This window comes from Enterobacter cloacae complex sp. 2024EL-00711 (genome assembly GCF_047529885.1).
Classification (GTDB): domain Bacteria; phylum Pseudomonadota; class Gammaproteobacteria; order Enterobacterales; family Enterobacteriaceae; genus Enterobacter; species Enterobacter ludwigii.
Map to the genome: position 1 here is coordinate 109,110 of NZ_JBLIZC010000002.1, position 22,669 is coordinate 131,778.

Annotated in this window: 14 protein-coding genes; 5 read left to right on the forward strand and 9 right to left on the reverse strand. The window is 54.6% G+C overall.

The window, feature by feature from the left end; all coding sequences use genetic code 11:
- Positions 1-17: 17 nt before the first annotated feature.
- The 3 genes from glpC to glpA are packed head-to-tail and all read right to left on the reverse strand — an operon-like array spanning position 18 to position 4,040.
- Positions 18-1,208: an anaerobic glycerol-3-phosphate dehydrogenase subunit GlpC gene (glpC, locus tag ACMVME_RS06950; protein WP_063156661.1), complete on the reverse strand. Its 1,191-nt coding sequence runs from the start codon at positions 1,206-1,208 to the stop codon at positions 18-20.
- Positions 1,205-2,422 carry a glycerol-3-phosphate dehydrogenase subunit GlpB gene (gene glpB / locus ACMVME_RS06955; RefSeq protein WP_047742954.1) on the reverse strand — a complete coding sequence of 406 codons (1,218 nt, stop codon included), beginning with the start codon at positions 2,420-2,422 and terminating at the stop codon, positions 1,205-1,207. The genes glpC and glpB overlap by 4 nt, the downstream gene beginning before the upstream one ends.
- Positions 2,412-4,040, reverse strand: coding sequence for an anaerobic glycerol-3-phosphate dehydrogenase subunit A (gene glpA / locus ACMVME_RS06960; RefSeq protein WP_032678599.1), 1,629 nt, complete (start codon positions 4,038-4,040; stop codon positions 2,412-2,414). The genes glpB and glpA overlap by 11 nt, the downstream gene beginning before the upstream one ends.
- A gap of 255 nt (positions 4,041-4,295) precedes the next feature.
- On the opposite strand from glpA, the gene glpT reads away from it, so the two are divergent.
- Together glpT and glpQ are read left to right on the forward strand one after the other, a co-directional pair.
- Positions 4,296-5,648 carry a glycerol-3-phosphate transporter gene (gene glpT / locus ACMVME_RS06965; protein WP_025203601.1) on the forward strand — a complete coding sequence of 451 codons (1,353 nt, stop codon included), beginning with the start codon at positions 4,296-4,298 and terminating at the stop codon, positions 5,646-5,648.
- A gap of 11 nt (positions 5,649-5,659) precedes the next feature.
- Positions 5,660-6,712, forward strand: a complete 1,053-nt coding sequence (glpQ, locus tag ACMVME_RS06970; protein WP_068794830.1) for a glycerophosphodiester phosphodiesterase — start codon at positions 5,660-5,662, stop codon at positions 6,710-6,712.
- A 48-nt stretch (positions 6,713-6,760) separates the two neighbouring features.
- Here glpQ and yfaE read toward each other — a convergent pair whose 3' ends face one another.
- The 4 genes from yfaE to ubiG form a co-directional block, all read right to left on the reverse strand.
- Positions 6,761-7,015 (reverse strand): class I ribonucleotide reductase maintenance protein YfaE, encoded by a 255-nt coding sequence (gene yfaE, locus ACMVME_RS06975; RefSeq protein WP_014170967.1) that lies wholly within the window; start codon positions 7,013-7,015, stop codon positions 6,761-6,763.
- Positions 7,015-8,145 carry a class Ia ribonucleoside-diphosphate reductase subunit beta gene (gene nrdB, locus ACMVME_RS06980; RefSeq protein WP_014170966.1) on the reverse strand — a complete coding sequence of 377 codons (1,131 nt, stop codon included), beginning with the start codon at positions 8,143-8,145 and terminating at the stop codon, positions 7,015-7,017. Before nrdB ends, yfaE begins: the two co-directional genes overlap by 1 nt.
- Before the next feature lie 51 nt (positions 8,146-8,196).
- Positions 8,197-10,482, reverse strand: coding sequence for a class 1a ribonucleoside-diphosphate reductase subunit alpha (gene nrdA / locus ACMVME_RS06985; RefSeq protein ID WP_020883162.1), 2,286 nt, complete (start codon positions 10,480-10,482; stop codon positions 8,197-8,199).
- Between the two features lie 347 nt (positions 10,483-10,829).
- Positions 10,830-11,558 (reverse strand): bifunctional 2-polyprenyl-6-hydroxyphenol methylase/3-demethylubiquinol 3-O-methyltransferase UbiG, encoded by a 729-nt coding sequence (gene ubiG / locus ACMVME_RS06990; protein WP_068794829.1) that lies wholly within the window; start codon positions 11,556-11,558, stop codon positions 10,830-10,832.
- A gap of 146 nt (positions 11,559-11,704) precedes the next feature.
- On the opposite strand from ubiG, the gene gyrA reads away from it, so the two are divergent.
- Together gyrA and rcsC are read left to right on the forward strand one after the other, a co-directional pair.
- Positions 11,705-14,341: a DNA topoisomerase (ATP-hydrolyzing) subunit A gene (gyrA, locus tag ACMVME_RS06995; protein ID WP_014170963.1), complete on the forward strand. Its 2,637-nt coding sequence runs from the start codon at positions 11,705-11,707 to the stop codon at positions 14,339-14,341.
- 135 nt (positions 14,342-14,476) lie between these two features.
- Complete coding sequence (gene rcsC / locus ACMVME_RS07000; protein ID WP_014170962.1) at positions 14,477-17,323, forward strand: two-component system sensor histidine kinase RcsC; 2,847 nt, start codon at positions 14,477-14,479, stop codon at positions 17,321-17,323.
- Positions 17,324-17,413: 90 nt separating this feature from the next.
- Here the strand turns inward: rcsC and rcsB are convergent, their stop codons facing one another.
- Positions 17,414-18,064 (reverse strand): response regulator transcription factor RcsB, encoded by a 651-nt coding sequence (rcsB, locus tag ACMVME_RS07005; protein ID WP_006176468.1) that lies wholly within the window; start codon positions 18,062-18,064, stop codon positions 17,414-17,416.
- Between the two features lie 16 nt (positions 18,065-18,080).
- Positions 18,081-20,753 (reverse strand): phosphotransferase RcsD, encoded by a 2,673-nt coding sequence (gene rcsD, locus ACMVME_RS07010; protein ID WP_068794828.1) that lies wholly within the window; start codon positions 20,751-20,753, stop codon positions 18,081-18,083.
- 743 nt (positions 20,754-21,496) lie between these two features.
- On the opposite strand from rcsD, the gene ACMVME_RS07015 reads away from it, so the two are divergent.
- Positions 21,497-22,612, forward strand: coding sequence for a porin OmpC (locus ACMVME_RS07015; protein ID WP_020883165.1), 1,116 nt, complete (start codon positions 21,497-21,499; stop codon positions 22,610-22,612).
- Positions 22,613-22,669: the final 57 nt, after the last annotated feature.

Genomic DNA, 22,669 nt, shown 5'->3' on the forward strand with positions numbered 1-22,669 from the left:
TTTTGCCCCGGCATGGTTTAGCCCAGCGCCTTCGCCAGCAGAGTGATCGGATGCTCGCAGCGCTTGCTGGTAGACATCTCTATCTGCCACTTGCAGGTTTCGCAGTCGGTGACCACGATATCTGCGCCGCTCTCTTCAATCTGGCGAAACAGCGGGGCGCCGATCGCCTGTGACGTTTCGTAGTTTTCTCGCTTAAAGCCGTAAGTGCCCGCGATGCCGCAGCACCGCGAGTCCAGCACCGTCAGCTCCAGCCCCGGAATGAGCCGCAACAGCTCAAGCGTATAGAGCGACCAGCCCATTTTCTCCATATGACACGGTGTGTGATACACCACTTTCAGCGGTAGTTCCCGCAGCGGCAGCGTCTGCCCGCTGTCCAGTTTGCGCCACAGGAAACGCGTCGCCAGCTCAATGTGCTCGCGCAGACCGGTGTTATCCACGTCCAGCAGGTGCGGATACTCATCACGCAGGGTGAAGGTACAGGTGGACGAGGTGGCCAGTACCGGAATTCCTTTATCAACGATGGCCTCGCGCAGGGATGTGACGTTGCTTTTGGCCTGTCTGCGCGCCTTATCGGTAAAACCGTTGGCAATCAACGGCACACCGCAGCACTTCTCTTTCTTCAGGAGCTGCACGCCGGTCCCCATCGCGTTGAGTACCTTCAGCAGATCTTTTCCCAGTTGCGGGTGGTTGTAGTTGACATAGCAGCCGTGGAAGAACGCGACCTGATCGGTGTACTGCGCCTGTTCCGCTGCCACGGATGTATACCAGCGCCGGAAGGTACCGTGAGAGTATTTTGGCAGGCTGCGGTGGTGGTCTATCTTCAGCGTCGCATCCAGCAGTTTTCGCACCGGCTTGAGAGACGTTGCAGCATTCACCAGCGGGGCAAAAGGCGTGGAGACACTGCCCATCAGGTCGGTGTGACTCAGGATCGCATCGCGCAGGGACGGCTTTTGCGTGCTGTAACGCGCGCGGGCTCGCTGGATGATATCGCCGATCTTCACGTCCGACGGACAGGCCACTTCGCAACGTTTACAGTTGATGCAGTATTTCAGCGCCTCATCGTACAGCGCACCGTCTTTAAGACGCAGGCGCTCGCCGTCAGGTCCGGCCTGTTTCGGGCCCGGGTAGCGCGGATTCACACCGCTGACCGGGCAGACGGTGGTACAAACTGTGCATTTGATGCAGCTTTCAAACCGGGTATCGTTCATTGCTCAGCCTCCATGCGCTGGCCAATTTGCTCTGCCACATACAGCGCCGTGATGGCGCAGACCCCGCCGCCGCAACCCTGAGCGATGGGATCGTATCCCCCCAGAAGAGAGCCAATGGCATAGAGATTACTGACCGGCTGACCAGAAAGTTGCGGGTGCAGTTGCTTATCGACAATCACGCCGAACTGCTGCCAGGGTTGTGGGGTGAAGAAATCACTCTGATACCAGTCCGCGCGGGAGGGCGTTTGCCGGACATCCAGCCCCATAATTGCCTCCTGGATGCCGTCCCGACGGCTCAGCAGACCGTTGCTGAAGAAACTGCCGCTTGCCAGCACCGTATAACGCGCGCGAAGCGGAATATCAGCGTGATTACGCGTCCAGACTTCGCTCACCGAGCCATCCGTCAGGGTGATTTTTTTCACCTCGTCACCCGCCATCCACACGCCACCCTGAGCGATAAACCGACGCTGAAGCTGGGTATGCAGGCGAATGCCGGGGACAGAAGGGGGAAGCGTCGGCAGCAGGCCAAGCGAGCAGGGCAGGCGATCCGAGAGCCAGCGCCAGAGCCGGTTGTCGCTTAAGCCAAAGCAGGCGGGCATAAACAGCGTGTCGCAACCTTCGGCAAGCGGCCGGAGCGCGGCATACAGTAGCGGCCATTTATCGTCGTTATCGAGAAAACGGGCAATATTCACCGCGCGAAACTCGCTCGGGTTGTCGCGCAGGACGTCAAGCTCAGGAAGCTCTATCTCAGCCGTGTGTGCGTTCACGCCCTGGCGACAGAGCGATGCCGCAGCGAGGTGGGGCTGGAAATCAAGAAAACCGCTAATACCCACGACCAGGACCCGTCCTGCGTTGAAGGGGGCAACAGGCACCTCTTCCGGGCTGAGCCAGGCAGAGCGCAGGGTGCCGAGCGGGGTAACCCGATGATGATTTTTCCGGGCGTTACCCTGCAGCCGTGCGCCACACTCGGCCAGAAGGGTTTCGGCTTCATGGGCGAAGCGGTCGACGGTGTCTCTGCCCGTCAGGTTATAGGGATGCTCTGGCGGCAGGGCATCGCGATATGCCTCATCCAGCAGATCCAGCGAACCCGACGAGAAGTGCAGTGCGCTCTGGCCCCGGGTGATGATGGCGCAGCGCAGCCCCTGCTTCGTTAGCCTGATACCACAGAGCAGACCCGCCAGCCCACCACCGACAATCACGGTATCAAATTTCATCCTGTTGCTCCTTCTCAAGACCGCACAGCCCCTGGTAGACCCAGCGGGTAAACTCGCTTTCACGCAGTGCATCACCCCAGGCGACAGGCTGAATGCCTTTCCAGCGTTCGTTCAGGAAATCACTGAGTTGTGCCAGCGACTGGGTGGCAGTGGTGGTATGAAAACGTTGTAACAACCCGGCGGCACGGCAGGCGCACAGCTCACCCTGGCAGGTGCCCATGCCCACGCGGGTGCGCCGACGTAAATCAAGCAGGCTGTTGACGGTCAGATTCTCCACGGCGTATTGCACTTCACCCGCCGTGACGGCTTCGCATTCACACACCAGGCTACGGCTCAGCCGTCCTTCCCCCAGCCAGACCGGCGTGCGGTCTCCGTGGCGATAGATGGCGGAACCGCGCAGGGGGGCGGAAAGGGAGATGATTTTTTGCAGCGTTTTCTCGGTGGACTGACGCGAGCCAGGCAGAGGTTGCTCTGCAGTCACACACCGTTCGCTATTACCCAGCTTGCGGCAGACGGCATCGGTTGCCCACTCGGCCATCAGGCGGTAGGTCATCAGCTTGCCGCCGGTGATGGTGATAAACCCATCCAGGCCATCGCGTGCGGCGTGGTCGAGCAGCACGATGCCACGGCTGACGTTGCGCCCGCTCGGGTCGTTATCGCTCGCCACCAGAGGGCGCACGCCAGCATAGGCGCGAAGAATTCGGGTCTGCGCCATCACAGGGGCCAGCTTTTCCCCTTCGCGCAGCAGGATATCCACCTCGTCGGCGGTCACGCGGTTGTAATCAATCTCGCTATAGTCCACGTGGGTTGAGGTGGTGCCGATAAGCGAAATGGTATCGCCCGGCACCAGGATGTCGGCATCAGAAGGTTTGCGGCAGCGGTTGATCACGTGGTTGTTAATGCGGTGGTCGAGGATCAGCAGCGAGCCTTTTGCCGGGAACATGCGCACAGACAGCTCGGCGTACTCCGCGATGCGTTGCCCCCAGATCCCCGCCGCGTTGACCACCACGGCGGCGTACAGTTCGCCATGCTCCTTATACTGCGTATCAAAAACACGTACGCCGCAGACGCGGTTCCCTTCACGGATAAGCCCGGTCACTTCCTGCCCGGTCAGAACCTGTGCGCCGTGTTCACGGGCGTCCAGCATGTTCGCGGCGGTCAGGCGGAAAGGGTCAACCGTGCCGTCCGGGACCTTCACCGCACCGATAAGGGCCGGGTTGACAGACGGTTCCAGACGACGCGCGAGTTCGGGGTCGATGACGTCAGCCTCAATCCCTGCAGCGCGGCAGGCGGTCACAAAGGTTGGCTGAAATGAGAGATCGTCTTCGGGAAGCGTAATGAACAGACCGTTGGTCGGTTCAATGCAGTGGCGGGCAATGCGTCTGAGGATCTGGTTTTCAGCAATGCATTCCCGCGCGGATTCGGGGTCGGTCACCGCGTAACGGGCACCACTGTGCAGCAGGCCATGATTGCGCCCGGTTGCGCCCGTCGCAATGTCATGGCGCTCCAGAAGCGTGACGCTCAGCCCACGCAGGGCGCAGTCGCGTGCGATGCCGGCGCCGGTCGCGCCACCGCCAATGATAATCACATCGCTGTAGCGAGGATCGTGAATTGTCATTGTTATCCCTCTGTGTTCGTTTTTTACCATTTAGCCACATCAAAACTGTGGTTTGTTTGATTTCGAACATAAACGAACGAAATTCGAAAGTGAAACGTGATTCCATGCGCTTTTCTGCGCACATTGTCATATTTCTGTAACAATTTGTGCGTTGATTCACAGTAACAATCACCGTGATTTCTTAACATCGCCGCCTCTCTGGAGTGTGGGGCAGTTAAACCCCTGTAAATTCAATACCTGGCCACGGAGGCTGTCATGCTCAGTATCTTCAAACCTGCGCCGCATCGGGCGCGTCTGCCAGAGGCAGAAATTGATCCGCTATACCGTCGTCTGCGTTGGCAAATCTTCCTGGGGATCTTCTTCGGGTACGCGGCGTACTACCTGGTACGTAAAAACTTTGCGCTCGCCATGCCGTATCTGGTGGAGCAGGGCTTTTCTCGTGGCGATCTGGGGTTCGCGCTGTCGGGGATCTCTATCGCCTATGGTTTTTCCAAATTCATCATGGGTTCAGTGTCCGATCGATCGAATCCACGCGTGTTCCTGCCTGCGGGTCTGATCCTGGCGGCAGCGGTGATGCTGTTCATGGGCTTTGTGCCATGGGCAACCTCCAGCATCGCCGTGATGTTCGTGCTGCTGTTCCTCTGTGGCTGGTTCCAGGGAATGGGGTGGCCGCCGTGCGGGCGCACCATGGTGCACTGGTGGTCGCAGAAAGAGCGTGGCGGCATCGTGTCGGTGTGGAACTGCGCGCATAACGTCGGTGGCGGTATTCCACCTCTGCTGTTCCTGCTGGGGATGGCGTGGTTTAACGACTGGAAAGCCGCGCTTTATATGCCTGCCTTTGGTGCCATTCTGGTGGCGGTTATCGCTTTCGCCCTGATGCGTGACACGCCGCAGTCCTGTGGCCTGCCGCCAATTGAAGAGTACAAAAACGACTATCCGGATGATTACAGCGAGCAGCATGAAGAAGAGCTGACGGCCAAACAGATCTTCATGAAGTACGTCCTGCCCAACAAACTGCTGTGGTATATCGCGGTGGCCAACGTCTTCGTGTACCTGCTGCGTTACGGCATCCTCGACTGGTCACCTACCTATCTGAAAGAGGTGAAGCATTTCGCGCTGGATAAATCCTCCTGGGCTTACTTCCTCTATGAGTACGCCGGGATCCCGGGGACGCTGATTTGCGGCTGGATGTCGGACAAAGTGTTCCGGGGTAACCGTGGTGCGACGGGCGTCTTCTTTATGACGCTGGTGACCATTGCCACCGTGGTTTACTGGCTCAACCCGCCGGGTAACCCGTCAATCGATATGGCCTGTATGATCGTCATTGGCTTCCTGATTTACGGCCCGGTGATGCTGATTGGTCTGCATGCCCTGGAGCTGGCGCCGAAGAAAGCGGCAGGTACGGCGGCCGGCTTTACCGGTCTGTTCGGTTACCTGGGCGGTTCGGTCGCGGCGAGCGCCATTGTGGGCTACACCGTTGACTTCTTCGGCTGGGACGGCGGCTTTATGGTGATGATTGGCGGTAGCGTGCTGGCGGTGCTGCTGTTGATTGTGGTGATGATTGGTGAAAAACGTCATCACGCCGAAATGCAGGCGCGTCGTCAATAAGGAGAAGGCTGATGAAATTAACTTACGTAGCAACGGGCCTGCTGCTGGCGGGCCTGATGACAGGCTCAGCGCTGGCTAACGAGAAAATGGTTATCGCCCATCGCGGCGCAAGCGGCTATCTGCCAGAGCACACGCTCCCGGCAAAAGCGATGGCCTATGCGCAGGGGGCAGATTATCTCGAGCAGGATCTGGTGATGACCCGTGACGATCAGCTGGTCGTCCTTCATGACCACTATCTTGACCGCGTGACGGACGTGGCTGAGCGTTTCCCGGACCGCGCCCGCAAAGATGGTCGCTACTACGCCATTGACTTTACGCTGGATGAGATTCGTTCGCTGAAGTTTACCGAGGGTTTCGAGGTTGAAAACGGCAAGAAGGTGCAGGTCTATCCGGGACGTTTCCCGATGGGTAAATCTGATTTTCGCATTCATACCTTCGAAGAAGAGATTGAGTTTGTTCAGGGACTGAACCACTCAACCGGGAAAAACATCGGCATCTACCCGGAGATAAAAGCGCCGTGGTTCCACCATCAGGAAGGGAAGGACATTGCCGCGAAGACGCTGGACGTGCTGAAAAAGTACGGCTACACCAGCAAGCGCGACAAAGTCTATCTGCAGTGTTTTGACGCCGCTGAGCTGAAGCGCATCAAAACCGAGCTGGCGCCAAAGAGAGGGATGGATCTCAATCTGGTACAGCTGATTGCCTACACCGACTGGAATGAAACTCAGGAGAAACAGCCCGACGGCACGTGGGTGAATTACAACTACGACTGGATGTTTAAGCCGGGCGCAATGAAACAGATCGCGCAGTACGCCGACGGTATCGGACCGGATTACCATATGCTGGTGGCGGAAGGCTCAACGCCAGGCCACGTCAAGCTGACGGCAATGGTGAAAGAGGCGCACGCCAGTCATATGCAGGTTCATCCGTATACGGTGCGTGCGGAACAGCTACCGGCTTATGTGACGGACGTAAACCAGCTGTACGACGTGCTGTATAACCAGGCCGGGGTGGACGGGCTGTTCACCGATTTCCCGGATAAAGCCGTGCAGTTTTTGAAGTAAAAGAAAAAGGGCCGTAAGGCCCTTTTTTATGTCGCCCGGAGGGGCGGTTTACATCTCAATCTCTATATCGCCTTTTGCCCGGCAGCAGCAGGGCAAAATTTCACCTTCGTTGATGAAGGCCAGCGGTTCGGTCAGCCAGTCCACTTGTCCGGCGACTAAACGGCAGCGACATGAGCCGCAATAGCCTGAGCGGCATTGATACTCCACTTCAACCTGATGCGCCTCAAGCGCAATCAACAGGGAAGGGTGTTCTTCCCGGCACAGCACTTCGGTACCGGAAAGGCTAAGCGTTACGCGGCTCATCAGAGCTGGAAGTCGCTCAGGTCGTCGGTGTTAACTTCAGAGTCAATCTGCCCGACCAGATAAGAACTGACTTCCACTTCCTGTGGCGCAACCTGCACGTTATCGGATACCAGCCAGGTGTTGATCCACGGAATTGGGTTAGAGCGGGTCTTGAACGGCAGCTCAAGCCCGACCGCCTGCATACGGATGTTGGTGATGTACTCAACATACTGGCACAGGATATCTTTGTTCAGGCCAATCATGGAGCCGTCGCGGAACAGGTAGTCTGCCCACTCTTTCTCCTGCTGAGCGGCCAGCACGAACAGGTCATAGCACTCCTGTTTGCACTCTTCGGCAATCTCAGCCATCTCCGGATCGTCTGTACCGCTGCGCAGCAGGTTCAGCATATGCTGGGTGCCGGTCAGGTGCAGGGCTTCGTCACGGGCGATCAGACGGATGATTTTGGCATTACCTTCCATCAGCTTGCGTTCCGCAAACGCGAAGGAGCAGGCGAAGCTCACGTAGAAGCGGATGGCTTCCAGTGCGTTAACGCTCATCAGGCACAGGTAAAGCTGTTTCTTCAGCGCACGCAGGCTCACGGTGACGGTTTTGCCGTTCACGGTGTGGGTGCCTTCGCCCAGCAGATGCCAGTAGCTGGTCATCTCGATCAGTTCGTCGTAGTAGTGCGCAATACCTTCAGCACGTTTCTGGATCTGCTCGTTAGTGACGATATCGTCAAACACCACCGCCGGATCGTTAACGATGTTGCGGATAATGTGGGTGTAAGAGCGGGAGTGGATGGTCTCAGAAAACGCCCAGGTTTCCACCCAGGTTTCCAGCTCCGGAATGGAGATCAGCGGCAGCAGCGCCACGTTCGGGCTACGGCCCTGAATGGAGTCCAGCAGCGTCTGGTACTTCAGGTTGCTGATGAAGATATGCTTTTCGTGCTCCGGCAACGCCTGGAAATCGATACGATCGCGAGAGACGTCAACTTCTTCCGGGCGCCAGAAGAAGGAGAGTTGCTTTTCAATCAGCTTTTCGAAGATGTCATATTTTTGCTGATCGTAGCGTGCCACGTTGACCGGTTGCCCGAAGAACATCGGCTCTTTGAGCTGGTCGTTTTTCGTCTGTGAAAAGGTGGTGTATGCCATGAATTGGAGTCCTGTCTTACGAAATAAAGGCGGGGATATCCCCGCCCTTCATTAGATCTTACATGCGCCGCTTTCGCAGCCATCGTCCTGAATTGACGGTGCCATGTCATCCTGAGCGTCTTCCGCACCATCACGGGTGTTGTGATAGTACAGGGTTTTCACACCAAATTTGTAGGCGGTGAGCAGGTCTTTCAACAGTTGCTGCATCGGTACCTTGCCAGACGGGAAGCGCGTCGGGTCGTAGTTGGTGTTAGCAGAAATCGACTGGTCGATAAACTTCTGCATGATCCCCACCAGCTGCAGGTAACCGTCGTTGTTTGGCATTTCCCACAGCAGCTCGTAGTTGTCTTTCAGCAGCTCGTAGTCAGGCACAACCTGACGCAGGATACCGTCTTTCGACGCTTTAATGCTGACGTGGCCGCGCGGTGGTTCAATACCGTTGGTGGCGTTAGAGATCTGCGAAGAGGTCTCAGACGGCATCAGGGCAGACAGCGTGGAGTTACGCAGGCCGTGAGTCTTGATGGATTCACGCAGCGCTTCCCAGTCCAGATGCAGCGGTTCGTTAGAAATCGCATCCAGGTCTTTCTTGTAGGTATCGATCGGCAGAATGCCTTTCGCATAGGTGGTTTCGTTGAACCACGGGCACGCGCCTTGCTCTTTCGCCAGCTCGTTGGAGGCTTTCAGCAGGTAGTACTGAATCGCTTCGAACGTTTCGTGGGTCAGGTTGTTCGCGCTGCCGTCGGAGTAACGCTTACCGTGTTTCGCCAGCCAGTAGGCAAAGTTGATAACGCCGATACCGAGGGTACGACGGCCCATTGCTCCACGTTTTGCCGCCGGGATTGGGTAGTCCTGGTAATCCAGCAGGGCATCCAGCGCACGCACGGCCAGCACCGCCAGCTCTTCCAGCTCTTCCAGGCTCTTGATAGCGCCCAGGTTGAAAGCAGAGAGGGTGCAGAGCGCGATTTCGCCGTTTTCGTCGTTAACATCTTCCAGCGGTTTGGTCGGCAGGGCGATTTCCAGGCACAGGTTAGACTGGCGCACTGGCGCAACCACCGGGTCAAACGGGCTATGGGTGTTGCAGTGGTCAACGTTCTGAATGTAGATACGGCCGGTAGAGGCACGTTCCTGCATCATCAGGGAGAACAGGTCAACCGCCTTAACGCGCTGCTTACGGATGCTGTCGTCTTTTTCGTATTTGGTGTACAGACGCTCGAACTCATCCTGATCGGCGAAGAACGCGTCATACAGGCCCGGAACGTCGGACGGGCTGAACAGGGTGATGTCTTCACCTTTCAGCAGACGGGTGTACATCAGCTTGTTGATCTGTACGCCGTAGTCCATGTGACGAACGCGGTTGCCTTCAACGCCACGGTTGTTTTTCAGTACCAGCAGGCTTTCCACTTCCAGGTGCCACATTGGGTAGAACAGGGTGGCTGCACCACCGCGTACGCCGCCCTGAGAGCAGGATTTTACCGCGGTCTGGAAGTGTTTGTAGAACGGGATACAGCCGGTGTGGAACGCTTCACCGCCGCGAATCGGGCTACCCAGTGCACGGATGCGACCGGCGTTGATGCCGATACCGGCACGCTGGGAGACATATTTCACGATGGCGCTGGAGGTCGCGTTGATGGAATCCAGGCTGTCACCACACTCGATCAGGACGCATGAGCTGAACTGACGGGTTGGGGTACGCACGCCAGACATGATTGGCGTAGGCAGAGAAATCTTGAACGTGGAAACCGCATCGTAGAAACGCTTCACGTATTCCAGACGGGTGTCACGCGGGTAGTTAGAGAACAGGCAGGCGGCCACCAGAATATAGAGGAACTGGGCGCTTTCGTAGATCTCACCGGTCACACGGTTCTGAACCAGGTATTTGCCTTCGAGCTGCTTCACCGCCGCGTAAGAGAAGTTCATGTCGCGCCAGTGATCGATAAACCCGTTCATCTGCTCGAACTCTTCTTCCGTATAGTCTTCCAGCAGATGCGTGTCGTATTTGCCCAGCTCAACCATTTTCACCACGTGATCGTAAAGCTTTGGCGGCTCAAACTGGCCGTACGCTTTTTTACGCAGGTGGAAAATCGCCAGACGTGCAGCGAGGTACTGATAATCCGGGGCTTCACGGGAGATGAGATCCGCCGCAGCCTTGATGATGGTTTCGTGGATATCAGACGTCTTGATGCCATCGTAGAACTGAATGTGAGAGCGCAGTTCAACCTGGGAGATAGATACGTTATTCAGTCCTTCTGCTGCCCAGTCGAGAACACGATGGATTTTGTCCAGATTGATACGCTCGGTGGTACCGTCGCGCTTAGTCACCAGCAGACTCTGATTCATGTGGGTTTTACCTGTCCGTGAAATAAAAAATATCCCCCGCTTATCCACAGATCCGTCTTGTGACTAACTCTGTGGATAAATACTACATATAGGGGGTTTGCGATAAGAAAAACGCTATATGGTGAGTATTCTAGTATCGAATCTTTTCAGCACAAGGGTTGATTTTGACGTTAAATTGAGGTTGTCAAAGGGTAAAAAAGGCTAAGTCCTCGTACCGTAAGGCCTGGAAGAGATGTCAATAATTAAGAAAAAAAATTCAAAATTTGATCGAGTGCTGATTTCTTCAACGGGAGGTCAGAATTGCGCAACATGATGTCGCGCAATCTTTATAAGAATAATGGATGACGTCAGTCGTTTTTGGCGGTTGTATGCAACATATAGTTAACATCTACACCCGGTGCGAGTTTGAATTTATCGGTCAATGGATTGTAATGCAGACCGGTGATGTGCTGCTCCTTGAGCCACGTCTGATCAACCCAGCTCAGTAATTCAGCAGGCTTGATGAATTTCTTCACGTCGTGCGTGCCTTTTGGCACCATACGCAGCACATACTCCGCCCCGACGACCGCCATCAGCCAGGCTTTACCGTTTCGGTTGATCGTCGAGAAGAAGACCTGGCCGCCCGGTTTCACCAGTTTTGCACAGGCGTGAACCACGGACTGGGGGTCGGGAACGTGCTCCAGCATCTCCATACAGGTCACCACGTCGTACTGATGGGCATGCTTCGCCGCATGTTCTTCGACGGTTTCCTGCACATATTCCACCTGCACTCCAGATTCCAGCGCATGAAGACGGGCAACCTGCAGCGGTTCAAAGCCCATATCCAGACCGGTGACGGTGGCCCCTTCGCGCGCCATGCTTTCTGCCAGAATGCCGCCGCCGCAGCCGACGTCGAGCACTTTCTTACCGAACAGGCCGCCGGAACGCTCCGCGATATAGCCCAGACGCAGCGGGTTAATGTGGTGCAGAGGTTTAAACTCACCTTCGAGATCCCACCAGCGGGATGCCACCGCTTCGAATTTGGCAATCTCTTCATGGTCAACGTTGTGAGCCACCGGGGATTTTTCGGCATTCATGGGCGCTTTTACTCCTTATTTTGCAAGACTTCGGAGTATATCAGCCCGCGCGGTTGAATAAAGCTTATTGGTTTACCTCAATCACCGCGGCTGTGTTATAATTTGCGACCTTTGAATCCGGGATACAGTAGAGGGATAGCGGTTAGATGAGCGACCTTGCGAGAGAAATTACACCGGTTAACATCGAGGAAGAGCTGAAGAGCTCCTATCTGGACTATGCGATGTCGGTCATTGTTGGCCGTGCGCTGCCGGACGTCCGCGATGGCCTGAAGCCGGTACACCGTCGCGTACTATACGCCATGAACGTATTGGGCAATGACTGGAATAAAGCCTACAAAAAATCTGCCCGTGTCGTTGGTGACGTAATCGGTAAATACCATCCCCATGGTGATTCCGCGGTGTACGACACTATCGTCCGAATGGCGCAGCCATTCTCGCTGCGTTACATGCTGGTAGATGGTCAGGGTAACTTTGGTTCTATCGACGGCGACTCCGCCGCGGCAATGCGTTATACGGAAATCCGTCTGGCGAAAATTGCCCATGAGCTGATGGCTGACCTGGAAAAAGAGACGGTTGATTTCGTTGATAACTATGACGGCACGGAACGCATTCCGGACGTTATGCCAACGAAAATCCCTAACCTGCTGGTGAACGGTTCGTCCGGTATCGCCGTCGGTATGGCAACCAACATTCCACCGCATAACATCACGGAAGTGATCAACGGCTGCCTGGCCTATATTGAGGATGAAGACATCAGCATTGAAGGGCTGATGGAACACATCCCGGGTCCAGACTTCCCGACGGCGGCGATCATCAACGGTCGTCGTGGTATTGAAGAAGCGTACCGCACCGGACGTGGCAAGATTTATATCCGTGCCCGCGCCGAAGTGGAAGCGGACGCCAAAACCGGCCGTGAAACCATCATTGTTCACGAGATCCCGTATCAGGTGAACAAAGCGCGTCTGATTGAAAAAATCGCCGAGCTGGTAAAAGAAAAACGTGTTGAAGGCATCAGCGCGCTGCGTGACGAATCTGATAAAGACGGCATGCGCATCGTGATTGAAATCAAACGCGACGCGGTGGGCGAGGTTGTACTGAACAACCTGTATTCCCAGACTCAGCTCCAGGTCTCCTTCGGTATCAACATGGTTGCATTGCACCATGGTCAGCCGAAGATCATGAACCTGAAAGATATTCTGAGCGCGTTTGTGCGTCACCGCCGTGAAGTGGTGACTCGCCGTACTATTTTCGAACTGCGTAAAGCCCGCGACCGTGCGCATATCCTTGAAGCGCTGGCCGTTGCACTGGCAAACATCGACCCAATCATTGAGTTGATTCGCCGTGCACCAACCCCTGCGGAAGCGAAAGCGTCTCTGATTGCCCGTCCGTGGGATCTGGGCAACGTGGCCGCCATGCTGGAACGCGCTGGCGACGATGCTGCGCGTCCTGAATGGCTGGAGCCTGAGTTCGGCGTGCGTGACGGTCAGTACTACCTGACTGAACAGCAGGCCCAGGCGATTCTGGATCTGCGTCTGCAGAAACTGACTGGCCTTGAGCACGAAAAACTGCTCGACGAATACAAAGAACTGCTGGAACAGATTGCCGAGCTGCTGCATATCCTGGGTAGCGCAGAGCGCCTGATGGAAGTGATCCGTGAAGAGCTGGAACTGGTCCGCGATCAGTTCGGCGATGAGCGTCGCACCGAAATCACGGCGAACAGCTCTGATATCAACATTGAAGATCTGATCAACCGCGAAGATGTGGTGGTCACCCTGTCTCACCAGGGCTATGTGAAGTATCAGCCGCTGACCGACTACGAAGCACAGCGTCGTGGCGGTAAAGGCAAATCGGCAGCACGTATTAAAGAAGAAGACTTTATTGACCGTCTGCTGGTGGCAAACACCCATGACACGATCCTCTGCTTCTCAAGCCGTGGTCGTCTGTACTGGATGAAGGTCTATCAGCTGCCAGAAGCGAGCCGTGGTGCGCGTGGTCGTCCAATCGTGAACCTGCTGCCGCTGGAAGCGAACGAACGTATCACCGCGATTCTGCCTGTACGTGAGTACGAAGAAGGCGTGAACGTCTTTATGGCGACCGCCAGCGGTACCGTGAAGAAAACCGCGCTGACCGAATTCAGCCGTCCACGTTCTGCCGGTATCATCGCGGTGAACCTGAACGACGGTGACGAACTGATTGGCGTTGACCTCACCTCCGGTTCCGATGAAGTGATGCTGTTCTCCGCCGCCGGTAAAGTGGTGCGCTTCAAAGAGAACGCGGTTCGTGCAATGGGCCGTACTGCAACAGGTGTTCGTGGTATCAAACTGGCCGGTGAAGATACCGTCGTTTCCCTGATCGTTCCGCGCGGTGAAGGTGCTATCCTGACCGTCACGCAGAACGGCTACGGTAAACGTACTGCCGAAAGCGAATACCCGACCAAGTCTCGTGGCACGCAGGGCGTTATCTCTATCAAGGTTACCGAGCGCAACGGATCCGTTGTGGGTGCGGTACAGGTAGACGATGCCGACCAGATCATGATGATCACGGATGCCGGTACGCTGGTGCGTACACGCGTATCTGAGATCAGCGTGGTTGGCCGTAATACTCAGGGTGTGATCCTCATCCGTACCGCGGAAGATGAGAACGTCGTGGGTCTGCAGCGTGTAGCTGAGCCTGTGGATGACGAAGAACTCGACTCCATCGACGGTAGCGTCGCAGAAGGTGATGATGAAATCGCACCAGAAGCCGATACCGAAGATGATGCAGCGGATGACGCTGACGAGTAATGTCTCCTGATGCAAAAAGGGCCGGTTTCCGGCCCTTTTCTTTTGCACAAGCAGATAAGTGAACGTTGCGACAAGGCGCGTTTACCGCTACCTTAACCACATTCTTTTTGACCCCGACGGCGGAGCCTCGCCCCTTTGAAATACCTCGTCTCCTTTCGTACCACGCTGAAAGTCTCTCGCTATCTGTTTCGGGCGCTGGCGCTCTTGCTTTGGTTGCTGGTGGCATTATTGTCGGTGTTTTACATCGTTAACGCCCTTCATCAGAAAGAAGCGGAGATCCGCCAGGAGTTTAACTTAAGCTCCGATCAGGCCCAGCGCTATATTCAGCGAACGTCCGACGTGATGAAGGAGCTGAAGTACATTGCCGAGAATCGGCTGACCGCGGAAAACGGCATTCTTGCCATCCGTGGGCGTAATGACAAAACCGAAGTACCGAATTTCGAGCCGCTGTTTCCGGATTCCGATTGCTCTGCGATGGGCAGCACCTGGCGTGGTTCACTGGAGTCGCTCTCCTGGTTTATGCGCTACTGGCGTGACAACTTTTCCGCCGCCTATGATCTGAACCGCGTCTTCCTGATTGGCAGTGAAAATCTCTGCATGGCCGACTTTGGCCTGCGCGATGTGCCCGTTGAGCGCGATGATGCGCTGAAAAGCCTGCACGAACGTATTGTGAAATATCGCAATGCGCCGCAGGACGAGCGCGGGAATAACATCTTCTGGATAAGCCAGGGGCCACGCATGGGCGTGGGCTATTTCTACGCCCTCACGCCGGTCTATCTGGGCAATCGTCTGCAGGCGCTGCTGGGGATTGAACAGACCATTCGCATGGAAAACTTCTTCACGCCGGGCAGTCTGCCGATGGGCGTGACCATTCTGGATGAAAACGGACATACCCTGATCTCACTTGCCGGTCCGGATAATCGACTGAACGTCGATCCGCACTGGATGCAGGAGCGGTCGTGGTTTGGCTATACCTCAGGCTTCCGTGAGCTGGTGCTTAAAAAGAGCTTGCCGCCTTCGTCGCTGAGTATTGTCTATTCGCTGCCCGTGGATATGGTGCTTGAGCGGATCCGCATTCTTATCATGAACGCGATTTTGCTGAACCTGCTGGCCGGGGGGGCGCTGTTTACCCTGGCGCGAATGTATGAGCGCAAAATCTTTATACCCGCCGAAAGCGACGCCCAGCGGCTGGAAGAGCACGAGCAGTTTAACCGCAAGATTGTCGCCTCGGCGCCGGTGGGGATCTGCATCCTGCGCACGCAGGACGGGACCAATATCCTCAGTAACGAGCTGGCGCATAACTACCTGAACATGCTGACGCATGAGGACCGACAGAGGCTGACGCAGATTATCTGTGGCCAGCAGGTGAACTTCGTTGACGTGCTGACCAGCACGCACACGAACCTGCAAATCAGCTTTGTGCACTCCCGCTATCGTAATGAGAACGTGGCAATTTGCGTCCTGGTAGACGTCTCGGCGCGTGTGAAGATGGAAGAGTCGTTGCAGGAGATGGCGCAGGCCGCCGAGCAGGCCAGCCAGTCGAAATCCATGTTCCTTGCCACCGTCAGCCACGAGTTGCGTACCCCGCTGTACGGGATTATCGGTAACCTTGATCTTCTCCAGACCAAAGAGCTGCCGAAAGGGGTCGATCGCCTGGTGACGGCGATGAATAACTCCTCCAGCCTGCTGCTGAAAATCATCAGCGATATTCTCGATTTCTCCAAAATTGAGTCGGAGCAGCTGAAAATTGAGCCGCGGGAGTTCTCTCCGCGCGAGGTGATGAACCACATCAGCGCCAACTATCTGCCGCTGGTGGTGCGTAAACAGCTGGGCCTCTACTGCTTTATTGAGCCGGACGTGCCGCTGACGCTGCATGGCGATCCGATGCGTCTGCAGCAGGTCATTTCTAACCTGCTCAGTAACGCCATTAAATTTACCGATATCGGCTGCATTGTGTTGCACGTGTGTCGGGCAGGGGACTACCTGAGTATTCGCGTGCGTGATACCGGCGTGGGTATCCCGGCGAAAGAAGTGGTGCGTCTGTTTGACCCGTTCTTCCAGGTCGGTACCGGCGTACAGCGTAACTTCCAGGGGACCGGGTTGGGTCTGGCGATCTGTGAGAAGCTCGTGAGCATGATGGACGGCGATATCTCCGTTGATACCGAGCCAGGCATGGGCAGCCAGTTTACTATCCGCATTCCGCTCTATTCTGCCCAGTACCCGGCAAAAGCGGTGGTGGACGGCCTGAGCGATAAGCGCTGCTGGCTGGCAGTACACAATGCCTCACTAAATGATTACCTGACGGCGCTTCTTACCCACAGCGGCGTGCGCGTGTCCCGCTATGAAGGGCAAACGCCGGATGTCGACGACGTGCTGATCACCGACGAGGTGCTGGAACAACCCTGGCAGGGCAGAGGGGTGGTTCACTTCTGCCGTCGCCATATCGGTATTCCGGTCGAACGAGCTCCGGGTGAATGGGTGCACAGCGTGGCGACGCCGCATGAGCTCATGAGCCTGCTGGCACGTATTTACAGCGTGCAGCTGGAAGATAGCGATGGGGCGACGGAATTGCCGTCACCGGATGCGCTGGCATCGCTGAATGACGATATGATGATTCTGGTGGTGGATGACCATCCGATTAACCGTCGCCTGCTGGCAGACCAGCTGGGTTCGCTTGGCTATCAGTGCAAAACCGCCAATGACGGCGTGGATGCGCTGAACGTGCTGAGTAAAAACCACATTGATATCGTTCTTAGCGACGTCAACATGCCGAATATGGATGGCTACCGTCTGACGCAGCGTATACGCCAGCTTGGCCTGACGTTGCCGGTCGTGGGCGTGACGGCGAATGCGCTGGCGGAAGAGAAACAGCGCTGTCTGGAGTCAGGGATGGACAGTTGTCTGTCGAAACCGGTGACGCTGGACGTCCTGAAACAGACGATTTCCGTGTATGCGGAGCGGGTCAGAAAAGCGAGAGTATAAAAAAAGGCCCGTCAGGGCCTTTTTTGTTGTTTCCCTCACACGCCGGGAGGGGGAGGAGGTGAGGCCATCAGGCCGCACACCCAGTAAACATCAATCCTTATCCGACGCGCTCAGCGTAACGGAGGAGAGATAGTTTAGCAGCGCAATATCGTTATCCACACCTAGTTTCATCATTGCTGATTTCTTCTGGCTACTGATGGTTTTAATACTGCGGTTCAGCTTCTTGGCAATCTCGGTGACCAGGAAACCTTCGGCGAACAGGCGCAGAACTTCGCTCTCTTTCGGAGACAGGCGTTTGTCGCCATAGCCACCGGCGCTGATTTTTTCCAGCAGACGAGAGACGCTTTCAGGCGTGAACTTCTTGCCTTTCTGCAGTGCAGCGAGCGCTTTTGGCAGATCGGTCGGCGCACCCTGTTTCAGCACAATCCCTTCGATATCCAGATCCAGCACGGCGCTGAGAATGGCCGGGTTGTTGTTCATGGTCAGAACAATGATCGAAATGTCCGGGAAGTGACGTTTGATATATTTGATGAGTGTGATCCCATCACCGTATTTGTCCCCAGGCATGGAGAGATCGGTGATGAGCACATGCGCATCAAGCTTTGGGAGGTTATTGATCAGTGCTGTAGAGTCTTCAAATTCACCGACTACATTCACCCACTCGATCTGTTCAAGTGATTTGCGAATACCGAACAGTACAATCGGATGGTCATCGGCAATAATTACGTTCATATTGTTCATGTATAAGGCTACCTTGCTACAGCAAGCTTTTGACGTAGGCGTCAATGTCGCTGATGTATTTTTCAATGCCAGAGGCATCTTTCTCACGAATTAGATGTTCCAGCGTTTCACATAACTGCTTGCCGGGAACCAGATTAAGCATGGCAAACACCCCTTTAAGCCGGTGTGCTGTCTGTGCCAGCGCTGCAAAATCATTCGCAGCGGACTCAGTATACAACCGCTTAACATCATCTGGTACTGTATCAACAAAGAGTGAATAGTATCCGCTGGCGTGAAGCTCGGCATTTTCATTGCCGCCTAACGGTGATTCCGCTATCTCTTCCTGCGCCAGTTGCTCTTCTATTAGTTGTAGTACAGCTTCCTGCATCGCATTGCTTATATTAAAGTTGACGCGCAGCTGGCCTGGGCCGATTTTTCGCACGCCTGGCTCATCATCGCTTAAAAGCAAGCCGGAGGCAGTAAGATTAGACGGATTATCAGTTAAAAACAGATCAAATTCTTGACTTGAGAGTCTTTCATCCGGCGTTATGCAGGCCGCGCCCCAGTTTTCTAACTGACGAACCACAATATTGCGGATCTCGTTCGAGGTCACATCCACCATCACGACCACATCATCCAGCAGGCGTTCTTCGTCTTCTTCCTGTGGATTCGCCGCCATTTTAACGTGCAGTGAGTAACGCGTGCCAAGTGATTCGCGGGCCTTGATATTCAGATGGCCACCGAGCTTACGTGCCAGCTGATCGCACAGCCAGAAGGTCAGGGCATTGGCCTTGCCGTAATGATCGCTCTGGGTGTCATTCAGGAACGGGAAATGCAGATTATCGATTTCGCTTGTCGTTACGCCTTCCCCGGTATCCAGGATGCGGAACGTCAGGCGATCTTCAGCCGACTCGTCGGTACTGACTTCCAGGGTGATCTTGCCGATCTGGGTGGTGGTGACGGCGTACTGAATAATCATCAGCAGAATGCGACGCAGCGCTTCGCGATCGCCGTGGCGTTCATCATTCGCCGGTAAATGGTTATTGATCAGCAGCTGCAGCCCTTTGCGCTTGATCACGGGCAGGACCTCAGGCACCACTTCATCGATCAGATTCTGGATAGAGAAGAGGGTCGGCGTTCCTTTCCAGAAATCATTTTCGAGCATATTCGCCAGTTGGATCTCTTCTACCATGCGCACCAGCGAGTCGGCCTGGCAGGCAAGCTGATGGCTTTCAGATGTATTCAGCGCCGCCGCCTGGGTAGCCAGCGTTTTTAACGGCTTCTTGAAGGCATCGCCAATATTCTGCATAAAAGCAGCGCGCCCCTGCTGGTTTTTCTCATACAGACGTTGTGCCTGCTTGAGCTTTTTATTCACCAGCACTTCACGATCCTGATCGCGGATGATGAAGATCTGCGTGCGGGAGGCGATCTGGCTGCGGAACTGTCGGATCTCATACAGCTCGTTATTAATGGTGGCCTGAATCACGCCCTGATGTTGATCCGCCATAGCGGTGATGTTCTGCAGATTGAGATGAGGCAGCAGGTGGTCAGCAATTTTATTGCTCATCACCGTACGGTTGGCTTCCTGATCGTGAACCAGCACCCCAAGCGGCAGCACGGAAATAATCTCTTCATTCAGCGCGCGCAACACGCGCAGTTCGTTACTGGTTCCTGCCGGGACCGGGGCGGCATCGCTTTGACGCCCTGACTGGAAGCGGAACGTGCTGTAGCCAAACAGCGCCAGCGCCAGCAGGCCGATATTCAGCAGCAGGGGCAGCAGGATATTTTGCAGCGTATCAAGCAGCAGGGTGCCGAACGGCACTTGCCACACCAGACGCATACCAGTTGAGTTCAGCGAAGAGGCAATTTCGATTTTCGAGCCGTTAAAGGAGATCGATACACTCTCTGCGGCCTCTTTATCCGATGCGGCACGCATATTCTGAGTGCTGCTGTCCGGCTCCAGACGGAAGCTGTCGAGCGGCATATCCGGTGGAATCAAGTCATTGATGGGCAAATCGAAGGCCACCACCGTCGCCAGATGGCCTGGCTGGTTAAAGGTGGTACGCAGCGTAAAGTAATGGCCATTCTGCCAGGCGAGGCGGCGCAGAGATGAGAAGCTCTCACGTTCATCAAGGGCGTTCGCCTGCTGCAGCATTTCTGCCCGGCGGGAATCGACAATGCTGCCCACGGTCGTCTCTTTGAAACCAGAAGAGAGATCTTTTAGCGGCAGGGTTGAGATCAGGATCATGCTGTTGTCCTGACCGTTCAGATAGTACATCGACCACGGCACCGTCTCGGCACCCCAAAGGGTATCAAGATAGGTTGAGATGCGTTGGGTCATCTCAAGCGTTGCGCTGTCATGAGAGCCGAAGATCAGCGCTTCGGTTTTGCGCTGTGGTTTTTCCAGATAATAGACGTCTTGCTTCAGGCGAGTCTCCTGAAGCCCGTCTCCGGAAGAGGTTGCCGGCGCGGCCGCGATGTTGTCGTAAATCTGCCAGGTTGCATAGCGCCAGGTATCAATGCGCTTGTGGACGGCGTGGGTGATATCAACAACCTGATAGCTCTTGTCCTTCAGCCAGGCGTTAACCGCGCTCTGAACCATAACCCCCATTGTGACTAGCAGCACAACGATCAAAAGAAGAAAGAAACGGGTGATGCTCCCGGGTAAGAGGGAGAATTTGCTCGGAGCGGTAGTTTCAGTCTGACTCATTGATATCTTTAACCCGTAATGGTCGTGCTCTATGGCGATAGGGCAGTATAAAGGGTAATACCTGAATTTCCAGCGTCACGCTCTTTGAACCCGCCACTTTTTCGACTGACAATATCGGAGAACGCCATTGCATGAAACATGTACAAAGCGAGTGAGAGTGTACAAATAAAAAACGATACATACCGGTAAATAGCACGAATTAACAAGAAATTGAGATTTGCAGTAATGACGCGGTTCTCGAGGAGAGAGGAAACGAATTTAGTTAATAGTCGTTACAATTTCAGTGCGGTAGCACAAAAAAACGCATGCTACGTAAAGAAAGGTAAAAAAAAACCGAATGCCAGGCATTCGGTAGAATTAGGGATAAACAGACATTCAAATCTGAATGACGGTAATAAATAAAGTTAATGATGATAGCGAGAGTTATTTTAGAGATAACGGCCGATCTTGTTTTGTCATTCAGTGCTGTAAATATTTTTAATGTAGTTTACTGAATTTAAATGTTTTTTCTTCTCGCTTGATGATAAGTGCTAAATTCTTAAGCTCTCTGTGCTTTGTAAAAGTTCCTTGATATTTACATTTTGAAACATGTTTCTCGTGAAATGAAACATTTTCAAAGTTTTCGTATCATATTCCCGTTGGATTATTCTGTAATTTTGCGGAGAATGAAATTGCCGACTGGTTAATGAGGGTTAATCAGTAAGCAGTGGCAATTATAAGGCATATAACAGAGGGTTAATAAAATGAAAGTTAAAGTACTGTCCCTCCTGGTACCAGCTCTGCTGGTGGCAGGCGCAGCAAATGCGGCTGAAATTTATAACAAAGATGGCAACAAATTAGATCTGTACGGCAAAGTTGATGGTCTGCACTATTTCTCTGACGACAAGAGCAATGATGGCGACCAGACTTACATGCGTCTTGGCTTCAAAGGCGAAACCCAGGTTAACGATCAGCTGACCGGTTACGGCCAGTGGGAATACCAGATTCAGGGCAACACCTCTGAAAGCGACAACCAGTCCTGGACGCGTGTAGCGTTCGCGGGTCTGAAATTCGCTGACGCGGGTTCTTTCGATTATGGTCGTAACTACGGTGTGATCTACGACGTAACATCCTGGACTGACGTTCTGCCAGAATTTGGCGGCGACACCTACGGTGCAGACAACTTCCTGCAATCCCGTGCTAACGGCGTAGCAACCTACCGTAACCAGGATTTCTTTGGTCTGGTTGATGGTCTGAACTTTGCTCTGCAGTATCAGGGTAAAAACGGCAGCGTAAGCGGTGAAAACGATTCCGGTCGTAGCACCCTGAAACAGAACGGTGACGGTTACGGCGCGTCTGTGACCTACAACCTGGGCGAAGGCTTCAGCATCGGTGGTGCGATGTCTTCTTCTAAACGTACTGCTGACCAGAACGACACCGCTAACCTGGCGCTGAAAGGCGAAGGCGATCGTGCTGAAGTTTACTCTGGTGGCCTGAAATACGACGCCAACAACATCTACCTGGCGGCGCAGTACTCTCAGACCTATAACGCAACCCGTTTCGGTAACTCTCAGAGCAGCAGCGACATTTACGGCTTTGCTAACAAAGCACAGAACTTCGAAGTGGTTGCTCAGTACCAGTTCGACTTCGGTCTGCGTCCATCCGTGGCTTACCTGCAGTCCAAAGGTAAAGACATCGAAGGTTACGGCGATCAGGATCTGCTGAAATATGTTGATGTTGGTGCGACTTACTACTTCAACAAAAACATGTCCACCTACGTTGATTACAAAATCAACCTGGTTGATGAAAATGAATTCACCCGTCAGGCGGGTATCGGTACTGATGATATCGTAGCGCTGGGTCTGGTTTACCAGTTCTAATCGCTTCATCGTGTGACAAAGGGGGCCTTATGGCCCCTTTTTCGTGCCTTTTCGGTT